16 protein-coding genes and 1 pseudogene are annotated in these 18,655 nt (G+C 70.8%); 7 read left to right on the forward strand and 10 right to left on the reverse strand.

What is annotated here, in order from left to right; genetic code table 11:
* Positions 1-76 precede the first annotated feature (76 nt).
* Positions 77-1,326: pseudogene (locus tag F9278_RS09940) on the forward strand (MFS transporter).
* Positions 1,327-1,369: 43 nt separating this feature from the next.
* Here F9278_RS09940 and F9278_RS09945 read toward each other — a convergent pair.
* The 6 genes from F9278_RS09945 to F9278_RS09970 all read right to left on the reverse strand — a co-directional run bounded on the left by F9278_RS09945 (position 1,370) and on the right by F9278_RS09970 (position 9,775).
* The gene (locus F9278_RS09945) at positions 1,370-2,470 is read right to left on the reverse strand and encodes a calcium:proton antiporter (RefSeq protein ID WP_152167978.1); all 1,101 of its coding nucleotides are present in this window, start codon (positions 2,468-2,470) and stop codon (positions 1,370-1,372) included.
* A 117-nt stretch (positions 2,471-2,587) separates the two neighbouring features.
* Complete coding sequence (locus F9278_RS09950; protein WP_152167979.1) at positions 2,588-3,589, reverse strand: TerC family protein; 1,002 nt, start codon at positions 3,587-3,589, stop codon at positions 2,588-2,590.
* A 282-nt stretch (positions 3,590-3,871) separates the two neighbouring features.
* A complete protein-coding gene (locus tag F9278_RS09955) occupies positions 3,872-5,935 on the reverse strand; it encodes a TerD family protein (protein ID WP_152167980.1) in 2,064 nt (687 codons plus the stop codon).
* Positions 5,936-5,982: 47 nt separating this feature from the next.
* Positions 5,983-6,561, reverse strand: a complete 579-nt coding sequence (locus tag F9278_RS09960) for a TerD family protein (protein WP_045560970.1) — start codon at positions 6,559-6,561, stop codon at positions 5,983-5,985.
* A 171-nt stretch (positions 6,562-6,732) separates the two neighbouring features.
* The gene (uvrB, locus tag F9278_RS09965) at positions 6,733-8,862 is read right to left on the reverse strand and encodes an excinuclease ABC subunit UvrB (RefSeq protein ID WP_152167981.1); all 2,130 of its coding nucleotides are present in this window, start codon (positions 8,860-8,862) and stop codon (positions 6,733-6,735) included.
* 40 nt (positions 8,863-8,902) lie between these two features.
* Positions 8,903-9,775 carry an MHYT domain-containing protein gene (locus F9278_RS09970; RefSeq protein WP_152167982.1) on the reverse strand — a complete coding sequence of 291 codons (873 nt, stop codon included), beginning with the start codon at positions 9,773-9,775 and terminating at the stop codon, positions 8,903-8,905.
* A gap of 280 nt (positions 9,776-10,055) precedes the next feature.
* Between F9278_RS09970 and F9278_RS09975 the strand changes: the two genes are divergently transcribed.
* Positions 10,056-10,940 (forward strand): glycerophosphodiester phosphodiesterase, encoded by an 885-nt coding sequence (locus tag F9278_RS09975; RefSeq protein WP_152167983.1) that lies wholly within the window; start codon positions 10,056-10,058, stop codon positions 10,938-10,940.
* Positions 10,941-11,022: 82 nt separating this feature from the next.
* Entirely contained in the window at positions 11,023-11,577 is a 555-nt protein-coding gene (locus tag F9278_RS09980; protein WP_152167984.1) for a methylated-DNA--[protein]-cysteine S-methyltransferase, read from the forward strand.
* 154 nt (positions 11,578-11,731) lie between these two features.
* On the opposite strand, the gene F9278_RS09985 is transcribed toward F9278_RS09980, so the two are convergent.
* Positions 11,732-12,160, reverse strand: a complete 429-nt coding sequence (locus F9278_RS09985) for a VOC family protein (protein ID WP_193241417.1) — start codon at positions 12,158-12,160, stop codon at positions 11,732-11,734.
* A 66-nt stretch (positions 12,161-12,226) separates the two neighbouring features.
* Here F9278_RS09985 and F9278_RS09990 point away from each other — a divergent pair, with 66 nt between their 5' ends.
* Positions 12,227-13,165 (forward strand): pseudouridine-5'-phosphate glycosidase, encoded by a 939-nt coding sequence (locus tag F9278_RS09990; protein WP_193241418.1) that lies wholly within the window; start codon positions 12,227-12,229, stop codon positions 13,163-13,165.
* 16 nt (positions 13,166-13,181) lie between these two features.
* Complete coding sequence (locus tag F9278_RS09995; RefSeq protein ID WP_152167987.1) at positions 13,182-14,105, forward strand: carbohydrate kinase family protein; 924 nt, start codon at positions 13,182-13,184, stop codon at positions 14,103-14,105.
* Positions 14,106-14,363: 258 nt separating this feature from the next.
* Here F9278_RS09995 and F9278_RS10000 read toward each other — a convergent pair whose 3' ends face one another.
* Entirely contained in the window at positions 14,364-15,161 is a 798-nt protein-coding gene (locus tag F9278_RS10000; protein WP_152167988.1) for a methyltransferase domain-containing protein, read from the reverse strand.
* A 178-nt stretch (positions 15,162-15,339) separates the two neighbouring features.
* Between F9278_RS10000 and corA the strand changes: the two genes are divergently transcribed.
* A complete protein-coding gene (corA, locus tag F9278_RS10005) occupies positions 15,340-16,467 on the forward strand; it encodes a magnesium/cobalt transporter CorA (RefSeq protein WP_152167989.1) in 1,128 nt (375 codons plus the stop codon).
* 96 nt (positions 16,468-16,563) lie between these two features.
* Here the strand turns inward: corA and F9278_RS10010 are convergent, their stop codons facing one another.
* Positions 16,564-16,992 carry a CBS domain-containing protein gene (locus F9278_RS10010; RefSeq protein ID WP_152167990.1) on the reverse strand — a complete coding sequence of 143 codons (429 nt, stop codon included), beginning with the start codon at positions 16,990-16,992 and terminating at the stop codon, positions 16,564-16,566.
* Positions 16,993-17,140: 148 nt separating this feature from the next.
* A complete protein-coding gene (locus F9278_RS10015; RefSeq protein WP_193241419.1) occupies positions 17,141-17,782 on the reverse strand; it encodes a nucleoside/nucleotide kinase family protein in 642 nt (213 codons plus the stop codon).
* Positions 17,783-17,874: 92 nt separating this feature from the next.
* Between F9278_RS10015 and F9278_RS10020 the strand changes: the two genes are divergently transcribed.
* Positions 17,875-18,558 carry a DUF2293 domain-containing protein gene (locus tag F9278_RS10020; protein WP_152167992.1) on the forward strand — a complete coding sequence of 228 codons (684 nt, stop codon included), beginning with the start codon at positions 17,875-17,877 and terminating at the stop codon, positions 18,556-18,558.
* The last annotated feature ends 97 nt before the right edge of the window (positions 18,559-18,655 follow it).

Here is an 18,655-nt window from a genome sequence, read left to right on the forward strand (position 1 = left end):
ACGCCCCCCGTAACCGCCCGTCACCGTGGGTAGTTGACGCGACATGCAACCTGCACGCTCCGTGAAACCGCCCTCCATGCTGCGACTCGCATCGGCCTCGCTCGCCGGAACGGCCATCGAGTTCTACGACTTCTTCGTCTACGGGACGGCGGCGGCCCTCGTCCTGGGGCCGCTGTTCTTCCCGACGTTCTCGCCCCTGGCCGGGACCCTCGCGGCCTTCGCGACGTTCGGGGTCGGGTTCGTGGCACGGCCGCTCGGCTCGGTGCTGTTCGGGCACATCGGGGACCGGCACGGGCGGCGGCCGGTGCTCGTCGCCTCACTGCTGTTGACCGGGGGCGCGACCGTGGCCGTCGGCTGCGTCCCCACGTTCGACTCGATCGGTGTGGCCGCCCCCTTCCTCCTCCTCGTCCTGCGTTTTCTGCAGGGGCTCGGGCGCTGACGGCGGAGCACGCGCCGGCGGATCGGCGCGGGCTGTGGTCGAGCTTCCCGCAGGTCGGGCCCGCGGTGGGGTTCCTGCTGGCCAACGGGGTGATGCTGGCGCTGTCGGCGAGCCTGACGGAGGCCCAGTTCGCCGCCTGGGGGTGGCGGGTGCCGTTCTGGGCGGCGGGTGTCCTGGCCCTGGCGGGGCTGTGGCTGCGGTCGTCGCTCACGGAGAGCCCGCAGTTCCTGCGGATCGACGAGCCCGCGCGCGTGCCGCTCGCCGAGGTCGTGCGCGACCACTGGCGGCTCGTCCTGCTGACGGCCGGCGCGCTCTCGGTCGGGTACGCGGTGTTCTACTCGGTGACGACCTGGTCCCTCGCGTACGGCACCGAGCGGCTCGGGATCAGCCGCACCGTCATGCTGACCTGCATCATGGGCGCCGTGGTGGTGAAGGGCGCCCTGACACCGGTGGCCGCGGTGCTCGGCGACCGGTACGGGCGGCGCCCGCTGTGCCTGATCGGCTGCACGGTCACCGTGCTGTGGATGTTCCCGATGGTCGCGTTGCTGGCGACCGGCGAACCCCTGTTGATCTTCTTCGGCTTCCTGGTGGCGATGCTGGCGTTCGTCACGATGTTCGCCGTCATCGCCGCGTACCTGCCGGAGCTGTACGAGCCCCGGGTGCGCTGCACGGGGGCCGCGGTCGGCTACAACCTGGGCGGGGTGCTCGGGGGCGCGCTGACGCCGATCGTCGCCACCGCCGTGGCGCAGGGCGGGCGGGTGCCCTGGGGTGTGGGCGCGTATCTGACCGGGATCGCCGTGCTGAGCCTGGGCTGCTTCGCGCTGCTGCCGGAGACCCGGCCGGTGCCGCTCGCGGCGACGGCGGAGCCGGAGGCCGCCGCGGGGTGAGCACCGGTGTCCCGTGCCCACGGCCCGCGCGACGGCGACCGTGCTACGGATTCACCGCCAGTTCCAGGTACGCCGCGAACAGCACCAGATGGACCCCACCCTGCAAGGGTGTCGCCCGTCCCGGGACCACGGTCAGCGAGGCCACCACGACGGTCAGGGCGAGCAGCACCATATGGGTGGCGCCGAGGCCGAGGACGAGGGGGCCGGAGAGCCAGACGGAGGCCAGGGCGACGGCCGGGATGGTCAGACCGATGCTGGCCATGGCGGAGCCGAGGGCGAGGTTGAGGCTGGTCTGGACCCGGTCGCGGCGGGCGGCGCGCAGGGCGGCGATGGTCTCGGGGAGCAGTACGAGCAGTGCGATGACCACGCCGACGACGGCGTGCGGCAGTCCGGCCGCGTCGACTCCGGACTCGATGGTGGGTGAGACGCCCTTGGCGAGGCCGACGACGCCGACGAGCGCCAGGCCGAGCAGTCCGAGGCTGATCCGGGCGGTGCGGGCAGTCGGCGCCTCCGCGTGGTCGTCCTCTGTGATCACCTCGCCCAGCCGGGTGATCGGCAGGAAGTAGTCCCGGTGCCGCACGGTCTGGGTCGCCACGAACAGGCCGTACAGAGCCAGTGAGGACAGTGCCGCGAAGGTGAGCTGGGCCGTGGAGAACTCGGGGCCGGGCTTGCTGGTGGTGAAGGTGGGCAGCACCAGGCTGAGCGTGGCCAGCGTCGCGACCGTGGCGAGGGCGGCGCCGGTGCCCTCGGGGTTGAAGACCGCCAGTCCGTGGCGCAGTGAGGCGACCAGCAGACAGATGCCGACGATGCCGTTGCAGGTGATCATCACGGCGGCGAAGACGGTGTCGCGGGCGAGGGTCGCGCTCTTGTCGCCGCCGTCGAGCATCAGGGTGACGATCAAGGCCACTTCGATGATCGTGACGGCGACGGCGAGGACGAGCGAGCCGAACGGTTCGCCGACCCGGTGCGCGACGACCTCGGCATGGTGGACGGCGGCCAGTACGGCTCCCGCGAGCACCAGCGTCACCAGGGCGACGGCCGCAGGGGGCAGATCACGTCCCCAGGTGAGAGCGAGCAGGACGACCGCGGCCACCGGGACGACATCAGTCCATCGCGTCGTGAGCGACCGGAGCCGAGCGAGCATGCGGTGATCCTTTCAGACGTGAAAGGGCCCCGCACTCCGGTGGACGCCAGGGATCTGCGTCTCCGTGGTGCGGGGCCCCATCCGTGATTGCTGTGCGGTGTCGGCCCTCGGGCCTGGTCAGGCCTCGACGCTGTCCTTCTCCGCGCCGTCGGCCTTCTTCTGCTCGGCCTCGGCCCGCGCCTGCTTCTTGGTGGCGAGCAGGCTGGTGATCGTGGTGATGATCAGGACCCCGCAGATCACTCCGAGGGACACCGGGATGGAGATCTCGGGGACGTGTACCCCGGACTCGTGCAGTGCGTGCAGCACCAGCTTCACCCCGATGAAGCCGAGGATGACCGACAGGCCGTAGGACAGGTGGACCAGCTTCTTCAGCAGACCGCCGATGAGGAAGTACAGCTGCCGCAGGCCCATCAGCGCGAACGCGTTGGCCGTGAACACGATGTACGGGTCCTGGGTCAGGCCGAAGATCGCCGGGATGGAGTCCAGTGCGAAGAGGACGTCGGTGGTGCCGATGGCGAGCATCACGACCAGCATCGGCGTCATGACGCGCTTGCCGTTCTGCTCGATCCACAGCTTGGTGCCGTGGTAGCGGTCGGCTACTCCGAAGCGCTTCTCGGCGGCCTTGAGGAGCTTGTTCTCCTCCCACTCCTCGTCCGACCCCTCGGCCCTGGCCTCCTGGATCAGCTTCCAGGCGGTGTAGATCAGGAACGCGCCGAAGATGTAGAAGACCCAGGCGAAGCTGGCGAGGATCGCCGCGCCCGCGGCGATGAATATCGCGCGGAGCACCAGGGCGATCAGCACACCGACCAGCAGCACCCGCTGCTGGTACTGCGAGGGCACCGCGAACTTCGCCATGATCAGGACGAACACGAAGAGGTTGTCGACGCTCAGCGACTTCTCGGTGATGAAGCCCGCGAAGAACTCTCCGGCCGGCTGGCCACCGGCGAAGACGAGCAGCCCGAGTCCGAAGAGGGCGGCCAGGGCGATCCAGACGACCGTCCAGATTCCGGCTTCCTTGATGGACACGTCATGGGGCTTGCGGCCGATGAAGAAGTCGACCGCGATGAGGGCGGCAAGGCCCAGAACAGTCGTGACCCACAGGGTCGTGGAAACATCCACTGCGCCTCCGGCAGTACGTAACGGCAAATAGCAGCGTCGTTGCGCTACCGGAGGTCTCTTCCACCCGGTCCTCCAGGGCGTTCCACAACGCCTGGTGCCGCCGGGCCGACGCCCCGGGATCAGGATTGATCCGTATTGACGGGTACGCCGCAGCAAGTAGGGAGTACTCCCCTCCGCACGAAAAGAGTACCCAATCACCAAGAATAGGTAAAGGGTCAGGCAAAGAAAGCATCAAAACCGCAGGTCAGGAAGTTTTGCAAGGGCTTGGTACGGGGTGGGTGGTCACCGGTTCCAGGAGCGGCGGGCCTCCGCGACCCGGGCGAGCACGTCCTGCATGACCCGGCTGCCGGGCGGGACACTCGACGGCTCGTACGTCCACGCGTGCCCGACCCAGGGGTCGGCGAGATGGTCGTCGGGGGTGGGGGTGAGTCGCATCAGCGAACGCCACAGCGGGTCGAGCAACGGCCCGTAGGCGGCGGCCTCCTGCCGGTCGGCGACCATCATCAGGTGGACGCCGACGGCCGGTCCCTCGTCCGCGAGATAGCGGAGCTGGGTGACGGCGCGGTCGTCGAAGCCGTGCGGGAAGTCGTTGACGATCAGCAGTTGCTCGGCCGTGTCGAATCCGGGGGGCAGGGCGTCGGCCGCGCCGCCGCGCACCGCCATCTGCACGAGGTCGACACGCTGCGTGAGCCGCCCCAGGACCTCGGAGACGCCCGCCGCTCCGGCCGCGGGCGGCGCTGCCAGCACACCGGCCCGGGTCAGGGGCGCCAGCGCCGACGAGCCGGCTCCGGCCGCGTCGACGACATGTACGGCGAACTCGCCGGGCGGGTAGACCGCGAGCAGGCGGGCGGCGAGCGCCACCGCCGTGTCCAGTGCGAGGCGGCGCAGCTCGTCCGAGTCGGCGAGCACGTCGCCGGAGCCGGAGCGACCGCTGTCGATCCACAGGCCGCGCTCCAGCGGCAGCCGGACCAGCATCGGGATGCGCACGCCCTCGCTCTCCGGCAGATGGAGGTCGCCCAGGCGCAGGGCCATCGGGATCTCCATCGGCGTCCGGTAGCCGTGCCAGACCGGGTTGTCCCAGCTCGCGAACGCCGGGGGCAGCGCGGGCTCGACGACTTCGGCCTCGGCCCGGAGCTGGACGAGATCGCGGTCGAGAGCCTCCCTGGCCTGGTCGACGAGCTGGGCGTGCCGGGCGCGGGCGGCCTCACGCGCGGCGTCACCCTGACCGCTGACGCGGCTGCGCGGGTCGGACAGGACCTTGTCCAGCTCCTGTTCCATGCGCGACTCCGCGAAGTCGACGGCGCTGCGGTAGGCGGCGGTGGTGCGGGCGAGGTCCTCGAACATGCCCCACACCTGGTTGTAGAGCCGCTCCTCCATGGACCAGCCGGTCGCGTCCCCGGCGACGGGCCGCGCGGGCTGCCCCGGCTGGGCCGGAGGCGCGGTCGGCGGGGGCGGTGGCGGCGCGGTGGTCTGCCGCCCCGGGTGGGTGTAGTTGACGGGACCGCCGGTGGTGGGCGCGGCGGGCTGGGCGCCGGTGGACGGGTCGGCCGGGGCCGGGCCGCCGTGCTGCGCCGACGTGTGATCGGGCCGTGTGGCGTCGTGCGGGGAGCCGTACGGGGGTGTCGTGCCGTACGGGGAGGTGGGCTGGTGTCCCTGTTGCGGCGTGGTGCTCCCGGTCAGGCCCTGGGGTGCCGTGCCGCCGTGGGTCTGGTCGGGGCCCTGGGCGGGTGCGGCCGTCTGGCGGGGGCGGTCCGCGTCCGGCAGCCGGGGCGGAGGCGCGGCCACGGAGCGGGCGAGGCCCTGGGCCACGGCCTCCTGGATGGTGCCGGCGAGTTGCTGGGCCTGTGGCAGGCCCTGATCGGCGAGCAGCTCCGCGAGGCCGCCCGCGTACCCCTGGCCGACCGCGCGGACCTTCCAGACGCCCTGCCTGCGGTACAGCTCCAGGGCGACGACGGCCGACTCGGGTTCGAGGTCGGTGATGGTGTAGCTGGCGACCTCGGTGCCGTCGAGGCCGGTGACCGCGACGAAGGGGGCGGCGACGGCGCCGAACCGTGCCGGGCCGCCGCTGCCGGACGGCAGGGCGAGCAGCACGGTGACCCGGTGCACGGACGGTGTCAGGGCATCGAGGTCCACGGCGAGGCGGTGGTCGGCCGCCGCCTGTTTGGGGACCTCGATGCCCGGCAGGGTGGGCGCGCCCGGGTGGGCGACCCACTCCACGCCGTGCACCCGGCCGTGCTCGTCGCCGAGGGTGGCGCCGGCCACGATCGGCGTGCCGGCCGAGACGCGGATCTCCAGTCGGACCTCGGGCAGTGGATGGTTCTGCCCCCGGACCAGCTCGGCCGTCATCGACTTCGTCCCCCTGTGTCGCTTGGTGCGTGGTGCGTGGTGCTCGCCTACAGGACCGGCAGGATCGCCGGCATGAGGTCCTGGAAGGTACGGCCGTTGGCGGGCGTGCCGATGGCGGTCATCTGCCAGCCCGTGCCCGCGCGGTGCACCTTGGCCATGATCTGGGCCGTGTACTGGCCGCCGCCCGCGAGGGTGTAGCGCGCCAGTTCCTGGCCGTTGGTCTCGTCGACCAGGCGGCAGAACGCGTTCTGCACCTCCTGGAAGGTCTGGCCCGTGAAGGAGTTCACGGTGAAGACGATCTGGTCGATGTGGACCGGCACCCGGGCCAGGTCGACGAGGATCGCCTCGTCGTCGCCACCCTGCCCGACGCCGCCGACCAGGTTGTCGCCGGTGTGGCGGACGGAGCCGTCGTCGCTCACCAGGTGGCGGAAGAACACGACGTCGACGGGCTGCTTGTCCGCGAACAGCACGGCGGAGGCGTCGAGGTCGATCTCACGGGTGCGGGATCCGAACAGGCCGCGCCTGGGGGCAGCCTGCCAGCCGAGACCCATGCGTACCGCGGTCAGACTGCCTCCGTCGTTCTTCTGCAGACTGATGGCCTGACCCTTGGTCATGTTGACGGTCACGCGCTGATTCCCCTCTCGAACTGTCCCCTGTTTCCGCGGAGTCCGCGGATGTGCAGCACCTTACGCAGCGGCACCGACATTGCCGCAGCCTGTGTCGCACTTTGTGTCGGTCTTGCAACACAGCGCGCCCGCTCCCGGGGCACGCCCCTCCCCCGGCACTCGACGGGGGCGTCAGGCGAGGCCCGCCTCTCTCATCTGCCGCAGTTCCTTCTTCATCTCGGAGACCTCGTCGCGCAGCCGGGCGGCGATCTCGAACCGCAGATCCGCGGCGGCGGCGCGCATGCGTTCCGTCATCTCCTCGATCTGCTGGGCGAGGTCGGCCGCGGGGCGGTCGGTCGGGACGGTCGCCTCGGCCTTGCCCTTGGCGGACCTGGCCGCCTTGCCGCCGAGGGAGGGGACGGGGGCCTTGGCACCCTTGCCGTCCTTCCCCTTGCGGTAACCCGAGCCGAGCAATTGCTCGGTGTCGACGTCCTCGCGGGCGATCTGCGCCACGATGTCGTTGATCTTCTTGCGGAGCGGCTGGGGGTCGATGCCCTTCGCCTTGTTGTACGCGACCTGCTTCTCCCGGCGGCGGTTGGTCTCGTCGATGGCCTTCTCCATCGCCGGGGTGATCTTGTCGGCGTACATGTGGACCTGCCCCGACACATTGCGCGCCGCGCGGCCGATGGTCTGGATCAGCGAGGTCCCGGAGCGCAGGAAGCCCTCCTTGTCGGCGTCGAGGATCGCCACCAGGGAGACCTCGGGGAGGTCGAGGCCCTCCCTGAGGAGGTTGATGCCGACCAGGACGTCGTACTCGCCGGCCCGCAGCTCACGCAGCAGTTCGACACGGCGCAGGGTGTCGACGTCGCTGTGGAGGTAGCGGACCTGGATGCCCAGTTCCAGGAAGTAGTCGGTGAGGTCCTCGGCCATCTTCTTGGTGAGGGTGGTGACGAGGACCCGCTCGTCCTTCTCGGTGCGCTTGCGGATCTCGTGCACCAGGTCGTCGATCTGACCCTCGGTGGGCTTGACGACGACCTCGGGGTCGATCAGGCCGGTGGGGCGGATGATCTGTTCGACGTGTCCGTCGGAGCGGGACAGCTCGTACTGGCCGGGGGTCGCCGAGAGGTAGACCGTCTGGCCGACGCGCTCCTGGAACTCCTCCCACTTCAGGGGCCGGTTGTCCAGGGCGGAGGGCAGCCGGAAGCCGTGGTCGACGAGGGTGCGCTTGCGGGAGGCGTCGCCCTCGTACATCGCGCCGATCTGGGGCACGGTCACATGGGACTCGTCGATGACGAGGAGGAAGTCGTCCGGGAAGTAGTCCAGCAGGGTGTTCGGCGGGGAGCCGGGCTCTCGGCCGTCGAAGTGCATCGAGTAGTTCTCCACACCCGAGCAGGAGCCGATCTGCCGGAGCATCTCCAGGTCGTACGTCGTGCGCATGCGCAGCCGCTGGGCCTCCAGGAGCTTGCCCTGCTTCTCCAGCTCCGCCAGGCGCTCCCCGAGTTCCTTCTCGATGTCGTTGGCGGCGCGCTCCAGGCGCTCGGGGCCGGCGACGTAGTGGGTGGCCGGGAAGACGTACAGCTGTTCGTCGTCGCTGATGATCTCGCCGGTGAGGGGATGGAGGGTGGAGAGGGCCTCGATCTCGTCGCCGAACATCTCGATGCGGACGGCCAGTTCCTCGTAGACCGGGAAGATCTCGATGGTGTCGCCGCGCACCCGGAAGGTGCCGCGGGTGAACGCGAGGTCGTTGCGCGTGTACTGGATGTCCACGAAGCGGCGCAGCAGCTCGTCCCGGTCGAACTCCGCGCCGACCTTGAGAGGGACCATGCGGTCCACGTACTCCTGGGGTGTGCCGAGGCCGTAGATGCAGGAGACCGAGGCGACCACGACGACGTCGCGGCGGGTGAGCAGCGAGTTCGTCGCGGAGTGGCGCAGGCGCTCCACCTCCTCGTTGATCGAGGAGTCCTTCTCGATGTAGGTGTCCGACTGCGGGACGTAGGCCTCCGGCTGGTAGTAGTCGTAGTACGAGACGAAGTACTCGACCGCGTTGTTCGGCAGCAGTTCGCGGAACTCATTGGCCAGCTGGGCGGCCAGCGTCTTGTTCGGCGCCATCACGAGGGTGGGGCGCTGGAGCTTCTCGATCATCCACGCGGTGGTGGCGGACTTGCCGGTGCCGGTCGCGCCGAGCAGGACGACGTCCTTCTCACCTGCTCCGATGCGCTGGGCCAGCTCGGCGATGGCCGTGGGCTGGTCACCGCTCGGCTGGTAGGGGCTGACGACCTCGAGGGGCGCCACCGTGCGTTCGATCTTGGAAACGGGCCGCATGGGTTCCACCGTACGACCCCGCACTGACAACGGGCTCCGATCAGCGGTTCTGCGGGGTGCGGGAGCCGCCCCGTTCCCGGTGCTCGAGGCCGGTGCGGGACTCCGGGTGCCGGCAGGTGTGCGCGGTGGGCTGGGTGGGGATGCCGGGGCGCCGCTCGACCGGGCTCCCGTGGAACCTTCCCATGATCATGAACGGGTCGAACATCACGACGACGCCCGCGAGCAGCAGGAAGACCAGCGGACCCATCATCAGCGGGGCCAGCAGGACGGCGGACGAGGAACCGTCGGCCGGGGCGGGCGCGGTGGCGCTGTGCAGATGGACGCTGAGGGCTGCCATGCCCGTGTAGTGCATGCCGCTGACGGCGATCCCCATGACGAGGCTGGCGCCCACGCTCCACAGGAAGCCGCGGACCTGTCCGGCGGCCCACAGGGCGGCGATCGCGGCCACCACGGCGATCACGACCGAGGCGGCCACGGTGAGGGTGTTGTACTGAAGCGTGCCGTTGAGTCGTATTCCGGCCATGCCCAGGTAGTGCATGGAGGCTATGCCCAGTCCGGTGATGGTGCCGCCGGTGAAGAGCGCGGCCCCGGTCGCCCCCTTGGAGCCGACCATGAAGATCCCGATGCCGACCATGACGATCGCGACGGCGAGGCTCGCGAACGTGGTCAACGCGTCGTAGTGGACCGGGGTCTGCTGGACCTTGAAGCCCATCATCGCGACGAAGTGCATGGTCCAGATGCCGGATCCGATGGCCGTCGAACCGAGCGCGAGCCAACCGATCCGCCAGCGGCCGTCGACGAGCATCGATCTGGTGGTGCAGCGCAGACCGAGCGCTCCACCGAGGCAGGCCATCAGATAGGCCACCACCGGTGTGACGAGTCCGTAGCTGAAGCCGTCGACCGTGCCCTGCATTCGCGGCTGCCTTTCCCGCCCTGTCGCGTCCCTGGATTTTCTGCAATGCCCCCAGCCCCGGGACCGCCACGACGGTCAGGGTTGTCGCAGAGAGTATGACCCCCACCGGAATGGTCGAACGATTTTCCGGCAAAGAAACACGCCCTTGCCCCACTTGTGCGGTGCCCGTGAGCGGACTTGGGCGACTCCATTCAATTCGTGGTCATCCTGCACCCTCCTTCCGTTGACCCTCTGCTGTCACTCTTGAGCTGACCGTGATCGATCGACGCGAGGAGTACGCATGCACGTGCGCGCAGTTGCCGCCGCGACCACAGCGTTCATGGGGGGCGCCGTCCTCCTGCTCCCCACTTCCGCCGCCCATGCGGCCGCCGACGCCGACAGTCCGCTGGTCGTCGCGCATCGCGGAGCTTCCGCCTACGCGCCCGAGAACACCCTGGCCGCCGTCGACAAGGCCGACGAGATGGGCTTCGAATGGGTCGAGAACGACGTCCAGCGCACTAGGGACGGCCGGCTCGTCGTCCTCCATGACGCGACACTGACGCGCACGACCAACGTCGAGGAGCTGTACCCGGAGCGCGCGCCCTGGAACGTGGCGGACTTCACCGCCTCGGAGATCGCGCGCCTGGACGCGGGCAGCTGGTTCGGCGGCGACTACGCGGGCGCGCGCGTGCCGACGCTGGAGCAGTACATGAGGCGTGTGTCGCGCAACCATCAGAAGCTCGTCCTGGAGATCAAGAACCCGCAGCTCTACCCGGGCATCGAGCAGGAGACCCTGAAGGTGCTCAGCAACGAGGGCTGGCTCGCCCCGGCGCAGTTGGAGAGGCTGGTGATCCAGAGCTTCAGCGCCGACACCGTACGGCGGGTCCACGACCTGAACCCGGCGGTGAAGACCGGCCTGCTCGGCACCCCGGACATCGCCGATCTGCCGGAGTACGCGACGTTCAGCGACCAGATCAACTCCTCGTACACGACCGTCTCCGGCTCCTACGTCGCCACGATCCACGCGCTGGAGGGTCCGCACGGCAAGCCGTTGGAGATCCTCACCTGGACCGTGAACGACGCGGTCAACGCCCGCCGGGTGGCGGACTATGGCGTGGACGGCATCATCACGAACAAGCCGGACGTGGTCCGGGACGCCACACAGGCTGACGCCGCACAGGGCTGACGGCGGTCCGGGCCGACGGCGTGCGTTCCGCGGAGGAACGCACGCCGCGGTCGTTGTCGGTGGCGGCCCTTACGGTGGTCCCATGAACAGCCATGCGCAGGACGAGCTGCAGGTCGAATGGACCGTCGTCGGTACGGACATCGGTCCATTGCTGCTGGCCGCGACGGACGACGGCCTGGTGAACGTCGTGTTCCACGCCACGGACGAGGTGCGCGACCGGACGCTCGACCGGCTCGCCTCCCGTCTCGGCACCACCCCGGTGCAGGCCCCCGGCGCGCCTCAGCTGGCCGAGGCGATACGTCAGGTCCAGGCGTACTTCGCGGGCGAGCGGCACGACTTCGAGCTGCCGCTGGACTGGTCGCTGATCTCCGGGTTCAACCGCCAGGTGCTGCGTGAGCTGGCCTCCGGTGTCCCCTACGGCTCGGTCGTCGGCTACGGCGACCTCGCGCGGCGTGTGGGGCAGCCGGGCGCGGCCCAGGCGGTCGGTGTCGCCATGGGGTCGAACCCGCTGCCCGTGGTGGTGCCGTGCCACCGGGTCGTCGAGAGCGACGGCGGCATCGGGGGCTTCGGCGGCGGGCTGGAGACCAAGCGGAGACTGCTGGCACTGGAAGGGGTGCTTCCGGAGCCCCTGTTCTGAGGCGACCTGTTCTGAAGCAGCCATGCGTGGACTTTGCGTGCCCGTGCGTGGCCTTTGCGCGGGAGGTGCCACAGGCGCGCACAGTGACGCGAATCGGTCATCGGCAGTCGTTCCGGCAACCCGAGACTGGCTGAAAACCGCCGGTCGCTAGTGGCTATGCGTAGTGCCGTGCCTCGAACACATTGCCGTCCGGGTCGCGGAAGTAGAAGCTGCGCCGGGCCGTGCCACGCGCGCCGAAGGAGTCGTACGAGAAGTCCGAGACGGGGACCGCCCGTTCCTCCAGGCGGGTACGCAGTTCGTCGAAGGCGTCGCCGGGCATGGCGAGGCACACGTGGTTGACCGGGTGGCCCGCGCTGTCGGCGGCGCCGGGCACCATGGTCATGGTCTCGGCCATGGCGAGTGGCATGAGGTCGAGGATGGTCTCGTCGTTGAGGCGCACCGAGGGGAAGGGGGCCCGTCCCGCCGCGTACTCGGTGACCCGTACGGGCTCCAGGCCGACCGCCTTCTGGTAGAAGTCGGCCGCCGCGACCGGCTCCCGCACCCAGAGGACGACATGGTCGAGACGTGTCGTGTTGTCCGTCATGCACCTCAGGCTGGTGTCCCGCACCACAGGGCGCAAGGGTTTGGCCGGGCGCGCCGTCCGCCAGGGATGAGGGAAGAACGACAGACAGGAGGCAGGCGCGTGCTGGTGGTGTCCGAAGAGGTACGGGAAGCGGTTGACGCGCGTCGACCCGTGGTGGCGCTGGAGTCCACGATCATCGCGCACGGGCTGCCCCGCCCGCGCAATCTGCAGGTGGCGCTGGAGTTGGAGGAGGTCGTCCGGCGGGACGGCGCCGTACCGGCGACGATCGCCGTGCTGGACGGGCGGCCGCACATCGGTCTCGCCAAGGACCAGTTGGAGCGCGTCGCGAACGAGGACGGCATCCGCAAGCTGGGCCACCGGGATCTGCCGCTCGCGGTGGCCTCGGGGGCGAGCGGCGCGACCACCGTGTCGGCGACCGCCCAACTGGCGGCCCTGGCGGGCGTACGCGTGTTCGCGACGGGCGGGCTCGGCGGCGTGCACCGGCAGTGGACGGTGTCCCAGGACGAATCCGCCGACCTGGGGCTCCTCGCCCGCACCCGGATCACGGTGGTGTGCGCGGGCGTGAAGTCGATCCTGGACGTCCCCGCCACCTTGCAGCGTCTGGAGACGCTCGGCGTCGCGGTCGCGGGGTACGGCACGGAGCGCTTCCCCGGCTTCTATCTGTCCGACTCGGGTCATCCGGTGGAGTGGACGCTCGGGTCGCCGGCCGAGGTCGCCGACGTCATGCGGGCGCAGGACGCGCTCGACGGCCCGGAGTCGGCGCTGATCGTCGCCAACCCCGTGCCCGAGGAAGAACAGCTCGATCCCGAGCTGCACGCGCGTGTACTCGCCGAGGCGCTGCGGGCCTGCGAGGCGGAGGGCGTCACGGGGCAGGCGGTCACCCCGTTCCTGCTGGGCTACCTCGTGCGGCACACCGACGGCGCCTCCCTCGGCGCCAACCTGGCGGCGGTACGCGGCAACGTACGGCTCGCTTCACGCATCGCGGCGGCCTGGGCCGGGGCGTGAGGTGGCGCGGCACGGCGTGAACGGGCCCGTCGGCGCGGAGGGCGGGGCGCTGCTCGTGGTGGGGGACGTCGTCACGGATGTCGTCGCCCGGCACCGCGGGCCCCTCGCGGCGGGCACCGACACGGCCTCCGCGATCCGGACGCTGCCGGGCGGGGCAGGTGCCAACGTGGCCTGCTGGGCGGCGTATCGAGGCTGCGCGGACGTACGGCTGCTCGGGCGCGTGGGCACGGACGGCGCCGAGTGGCACGAACGGGAGCTGCGGGCTTCGGGGGTACGGCCCCATCTGGTCGTCGACCCGGACGCGGCCACGGGGACGGTGATCTGTCTGGTGGACACGGGCGACGGGGCCGAACGCACGTTCCTCACCGACAGCGGTGCCGCGCTGCGGCTGGACCCCGACGACTGGTCGCCGTCCCTGCTCGACGGGGTCGCTCGGCTGCATCTGTCGGGGTATCTGTTCTTCTCGGAGCCGAGCCGCGCACTGGTCGCCGTGGCCCTGGAGTCGGCACGCGCGCGTGGGGTGCCGGTGAGCGTCGATCCCGCGTCGACAGGGTTTCTGGCGTCGCTGGGTGTGGACCGTTTCCTGGCGCTCGTCGATGGTGTCGACATGCTGCTGCCCAGCCGGGACGAGGCGTGCCTGCTGACCGGGCTGCCCGATCCGGTCGACGCGGCGGCCAAGTTGAGCCATGTCGTTCCCCTGGTCGTGGCCAAACAGGGCGCCGACGGCGCGCTGATCGCCCGCGGGGGCGGCATCGAGTCACGGATCCCGGCGGCTCCCGCCGTGCCCCGCGACACCACCGGCGCGGGCGACGCCTTCACCGGCGCGTTCCTGGCCGCGCTGCTCATGGGCGCGGATGTCGAGAAGGCGGCGATCGCGGGGTGCGGGGCGGGGGCGCAGGCGGTGGGGAAGGTGGGCGGGAGGCCGCCGGGCGGCGACTGAGACCGGCTCCGCACCTGCGGGTCGGTGGGCGGCTGAGGCCTGAGGCCTGAGGGGTGGAGCGTGCGACTCCGGGGGCTTCGGCCACGACGGCATCGATGCGGGCCGGGGCCTCGGCGGCAGCGGCAGCAGCGGCAGCGGCAGCGGCAGCGGCAGCGGCAGCAGCAGCGGCAGCGGCAGCAGCAGCAGCGACCGTGCGGCACCAGGACGGCGGTCGGCCCCGCCGGGAACGCGGGCCTCGCCGCGGGGCCGGGTGTGCCGCTATGCCTTCCGGCCCCACGCCGAGATCAGTGGTGGGGCGGCGATGTCCATCGCGCCGGAGGTCACGTCGGCGAGGTGCCGGTCGATCTCCTCGTCCGTGGCGAGGGCGGCCGAGACGAGCGCCTCACGGAGCCGGCCGACGGTCCTCGACTCCAGGGCCGAGCAGGCGGGTGAGGAAACGGGGAAGTACGCGTCGGCCTCCACACCGCGCAGCCCCGCCGCACGTAGCAGGCGCGGCAGCCTACGGCCGTGCGCGGCGTCGATTCCGCGTTCGGCGAGCAACGCGGCGACGGCCTGGCGAAGCCGGTTGGCCAGTTGGTGTTCGGGGCCGGATTCCTCCAGGCAGGCCAGGGGCTGGAGGGCAGGGTCGGCGTCCTCGATCAGGAGCCGTCCGCCGGGACGCAGAGCCTTGATCATCGACGCCAGTGCCTGGTCGCGGTCGGGCGCGTGGGCCAGGGCGAGCCGGGCGTGGACGAGGTCGAAGCCGTCCCCCGGCGGCTCGTCGACGCCCACGCGGTGGACCAGGGCCTCGACCGGGGGGCGGGTGACCGAGGGGACGGCCCAGGAGATGTCGGTGTCGGTGGCGATGACCTTGCCGGTCGGTCCGACCTTCTTGGCCAGCCAGGAGACGACGGAGGTGCCGCCCGCGCCGACCTCCCAGCAGCGCCAGCCGGAACCCAGGCCGAAGCCCTCCATGTGCCGGAACGTCGTGGGGTCGAAGAGTCTGGCGAAGGCGTCGGGGCCCTGCCCCGTCTCGGCCCGCCGGTGGTCGAGGAGATACCCGTCGGTTCGCATCATGTCGCGATCATCCCATTTGACCGAGTGGTGGACCGGAACGGCGGGATACGTCGGAGCGTCTACAAGCGAAGCGGAACATTCCGTTCCCACAGGCTTACCCGGTACTCAATCGACCCTGGCAAACTGGCGCGACAGGCACGAAGTGCGGTGCGAGGAGATCCACGCAAGGAGAAGCCAGATGTCCATGGCAGGGAATCTGCGGAAGGTCACCGGCCTCGACAGGGTCGGCGGCCTGCGCAGGATGGCACGGCTGGCCCGACGACGCCCTCGCGTCGACCTAAGCCATCCGGCTCGCTCCCCGCTGGGCACGTCGGTGGTGAACTGCGTGACGTACCACAAGGGTGTCCGCTCGCCCGCCGTCCGCGATGTCGTCGAGGCCGTCAAGCAGGTCCGCAGGCACGACCACGGCTTCGTCTGGCTGGGACTGCACGAGCCGACGCAGCGGGAGTTCTCCGGCATCGCCGAACTCTTCGATCTGCACCCACTGGCGGTGGAGGACGCGGTCGAGGCCCATCAGCGCCCTAAGCTGGAGCGCTACGACGACACATTGTTCGCGGTGTTCAAGACGGTCTGCTACGTCGAGCACACCGAGCTGACCGCGACCAGCGAGGTGGTGCACACCGGCGAGATCATGGTCTTCGTCGGCACCGACTTCGTGATCACGGTCCGGCACGGGCGGCACGGATCGCTCGGACCACTGCGGGAGGAACTGGAGGCGAACCCGGAGCAGTTGGCCAAGGGCCCGGCCGCGGTGCTGCACGCGATCGCGGACCACGTGGTCGACGACTACTTGAACGTCACGGACTCGGTCCAGACGGACATCGACCAGGTCGAGACCGATGTGTTCGCCGCGAACGGCGCCCGCGTCGACCCGGGGCGCATCTACCAGCTCAAGCGCGAACTGCTCGAACTGAAGCGGGCGGTGGCCCCGCTCGCCCGCCCGCTCCTGGAGCTGACCTCACGACCGATCCGGGTGGTCGACCCGGAGATACAGGCCTACTTCCGGGACGTCTCCGACCACCTGCTGCGGGCCACCGAGCAGATCGCCGCGTTCGACGAACTGCTCAACTCGATCCTTCAGGCGCATCTAGCGCAGGTCAGCGTCGCGCAGAACGAGGACATGCGCAAGATCACGGCGTGGGCGGCGCTCATCGCCGTGCCGACCATGGTGTGCGGGGTGTACGGCATGAACTTCGAGCACATGCCCGAGCTGCACTGGAGGTTCGGCTACCCGTTGGTGCTGGGGGTCATAGCCACCGCCTGCGTCACCCTCTACCGGGGCTTCAAGCGCAACGGATGGCTGTGACTCCCGAAGCGGAAGCAAGGGTGGGCAGGGAGTTGGGTGGGGAGTGAGGAGCGGGAGCCAGACAGCGTGGAGAGCGAAGCGGGCAGGTGAAAGGGGTCAGTGCGTCGCGCTTCTCGCGTACACGCTCTCGGCCCAGGAGGCGATCTGGTCGTCCGGCAGATGGTGGGCCAGGTCGGCTTCGCTGATCATGCCGACGAGACGCTTGTTCTCGATCACCGGGAGCCGGCGGATCTGATGCCCCTTCATCTCCTGGAGCACTTCACTGACGTCGGCGTTCGCGTCGATCCAGCGCGGTGTGCCCTTGGCCAGTTCACCGGCCGTGATCTTCGACGGGTCGTGGCCCAGGGCGACACAGCCGACGACGATGTCGCGGTCGGTGAGGATGCCGCAGAGCCGTTCGTTCTGGTCGCTGATGGGGAGTGCCCCGACGTTCAGCTGGCGCATCAGCTGCGCGGCACGGTCCAGGGTCTCGTGGGCGGGGATCCACTGGGCCCCGCGGTGCATGATGTCTCCGGCGGTGGTCATGTAGTACCTCCCGGTGCCGGACGGCCGGCGCGGCGCAGGACGCACCGCTAGTCCCGGCGCCCTACATTCTTGCCGCGACCGGCGACAAGCGCACTCGGAAGACCCCGTCCCACCCGTCCTTGCCCCGCCCCGTACCGCCTTCCCCCGGTCAGCCGTTCCAGGCCGGGTGCCGCGGGTCGTCGGCGCGCACCACGACGTCGGCGGTGGCGGCCGGGTCGATGTCGGTTCCGTAGCGCTCGAAGGCGGAGAGGGTCCAGTGCTCGGCCTCCGGGGTGCGGCGGCGCAGGGCGCCCTGGGAGAGGAGGACATGGACGGTCAGATCGAAGGGGAACCAATGCTTGAGGAGGAGGGGGCCGTGCGCCAGCAGGAGCGCGCCGGGCGGGAGTTGGACGTAGGGGGTGCGGGTCGCGCGGTCGGTGGCGGGGTCCCAGAGGTCGGGCAGGATCCGGCCCGTGCCGCCGGGGTCGAGCGGGCCGAAGACCTCGCGCCACAGGGCGGCGGTGTCGAACCAGCCGTCGTAGTACGCCTCCACGTCCTCGTGGCCGTACTCGAAGCGGAGCGACGCCGGCCGCAGAAAACCCTCGGTGCCCACGACCAGAGAGGACCGGCCGCGTACCCGCAACGCCTCCGACACGCGAGCGGCGAGGTCTCCCGGGCGGGCGGCCGGGGCGCCGTCGAAGGCGACGCGCGGCCAGGGCGAGCCGTCGTCCGGCTTCAGGTCGAGGAGCCGGTCGGCGAGAAGGTCGCCGAGCCGTTCCCAGGTGATCGCTTCGAATCGCACACGGCCCATGATGCCGCGCGCGGCCGGCCCGGCCCGAGCCGGTCGGGAGGCCGGCCCGACAACCACGTGACCATGGGGTCACCAGCGGGAATGAACCGCGTATGGCAGCACTCGCTACTCCCCCGTCCCGTACCGGACTTGTCGTCGTGCAGGCGCTCAGGAAGAAGCACTGCGCCGAGTGCCGGAGCGGTCCGGTGGCGATGCTGGTGCTGGAGGAGGGAGCGCCGCGGTGCCTCGACTGCGCGGACCTCGGGCACCTGGTCTTCGTGCCCCGGGGCGACACCGCGCTCACCCGGCGCGTCCGGGAGGAGAGCGCGCTGTCGGCCGTGGTCGTACGGTTCAACCGGCGCCGGAGCCGGTACGAACGGCAGGGCGTCCTGGTCGAGGAGGCGGCGCTCGCCCGTGCCGAGGAGCGCTGCTTGGCGGACGCGGAGGTGCGACGGCGCCGCCGGGTGCGGGACGCGCGGCGGCGGGCGGCGGAGGATCTGCGCTTCACCGACGCGTTCGCCGGGGAGATTCGGCGCCTGTTCCCCGCGTGCCCGGCCGAGCGGGCCCGGGAGATCGCCGCCCATGCCTCCCTGCGCGGCAGCGGTCGCGTCGGCCGCAGCGCCGCGGGCCGCGCCCTGACGGAGCCGGCGGTGACCTCGGCCGTCATCGCGTCCGTACGGCACGTGGACACGCCGTACGACCAGCTCCTGATGACCGGCGTACCCCGCTACGAGGCGCGCCGACGGATCGCGGGGGCGGTGGAGACGACGCTGCGGGGGTGGCGGGGTGGGGAGTGAAGGGGGGTGGGTGGCGGAGAGGGTGGGGCTGGGGGGGGAGGGGGAGCCCCCCGCCGCGAAGGGAAGGCGGAGGCAGCGATGGTCGGGCCAGGGCTGG

The organism is Streptomyces phaeolivaceus (assembly GCF_009184865.1).
GTDB lineage: Bacteria > Actinomycetota > Actinomycetes > Streptomycetales > Streptomycetaceae > Streptomyces > Streptomyces phaeolivaceus.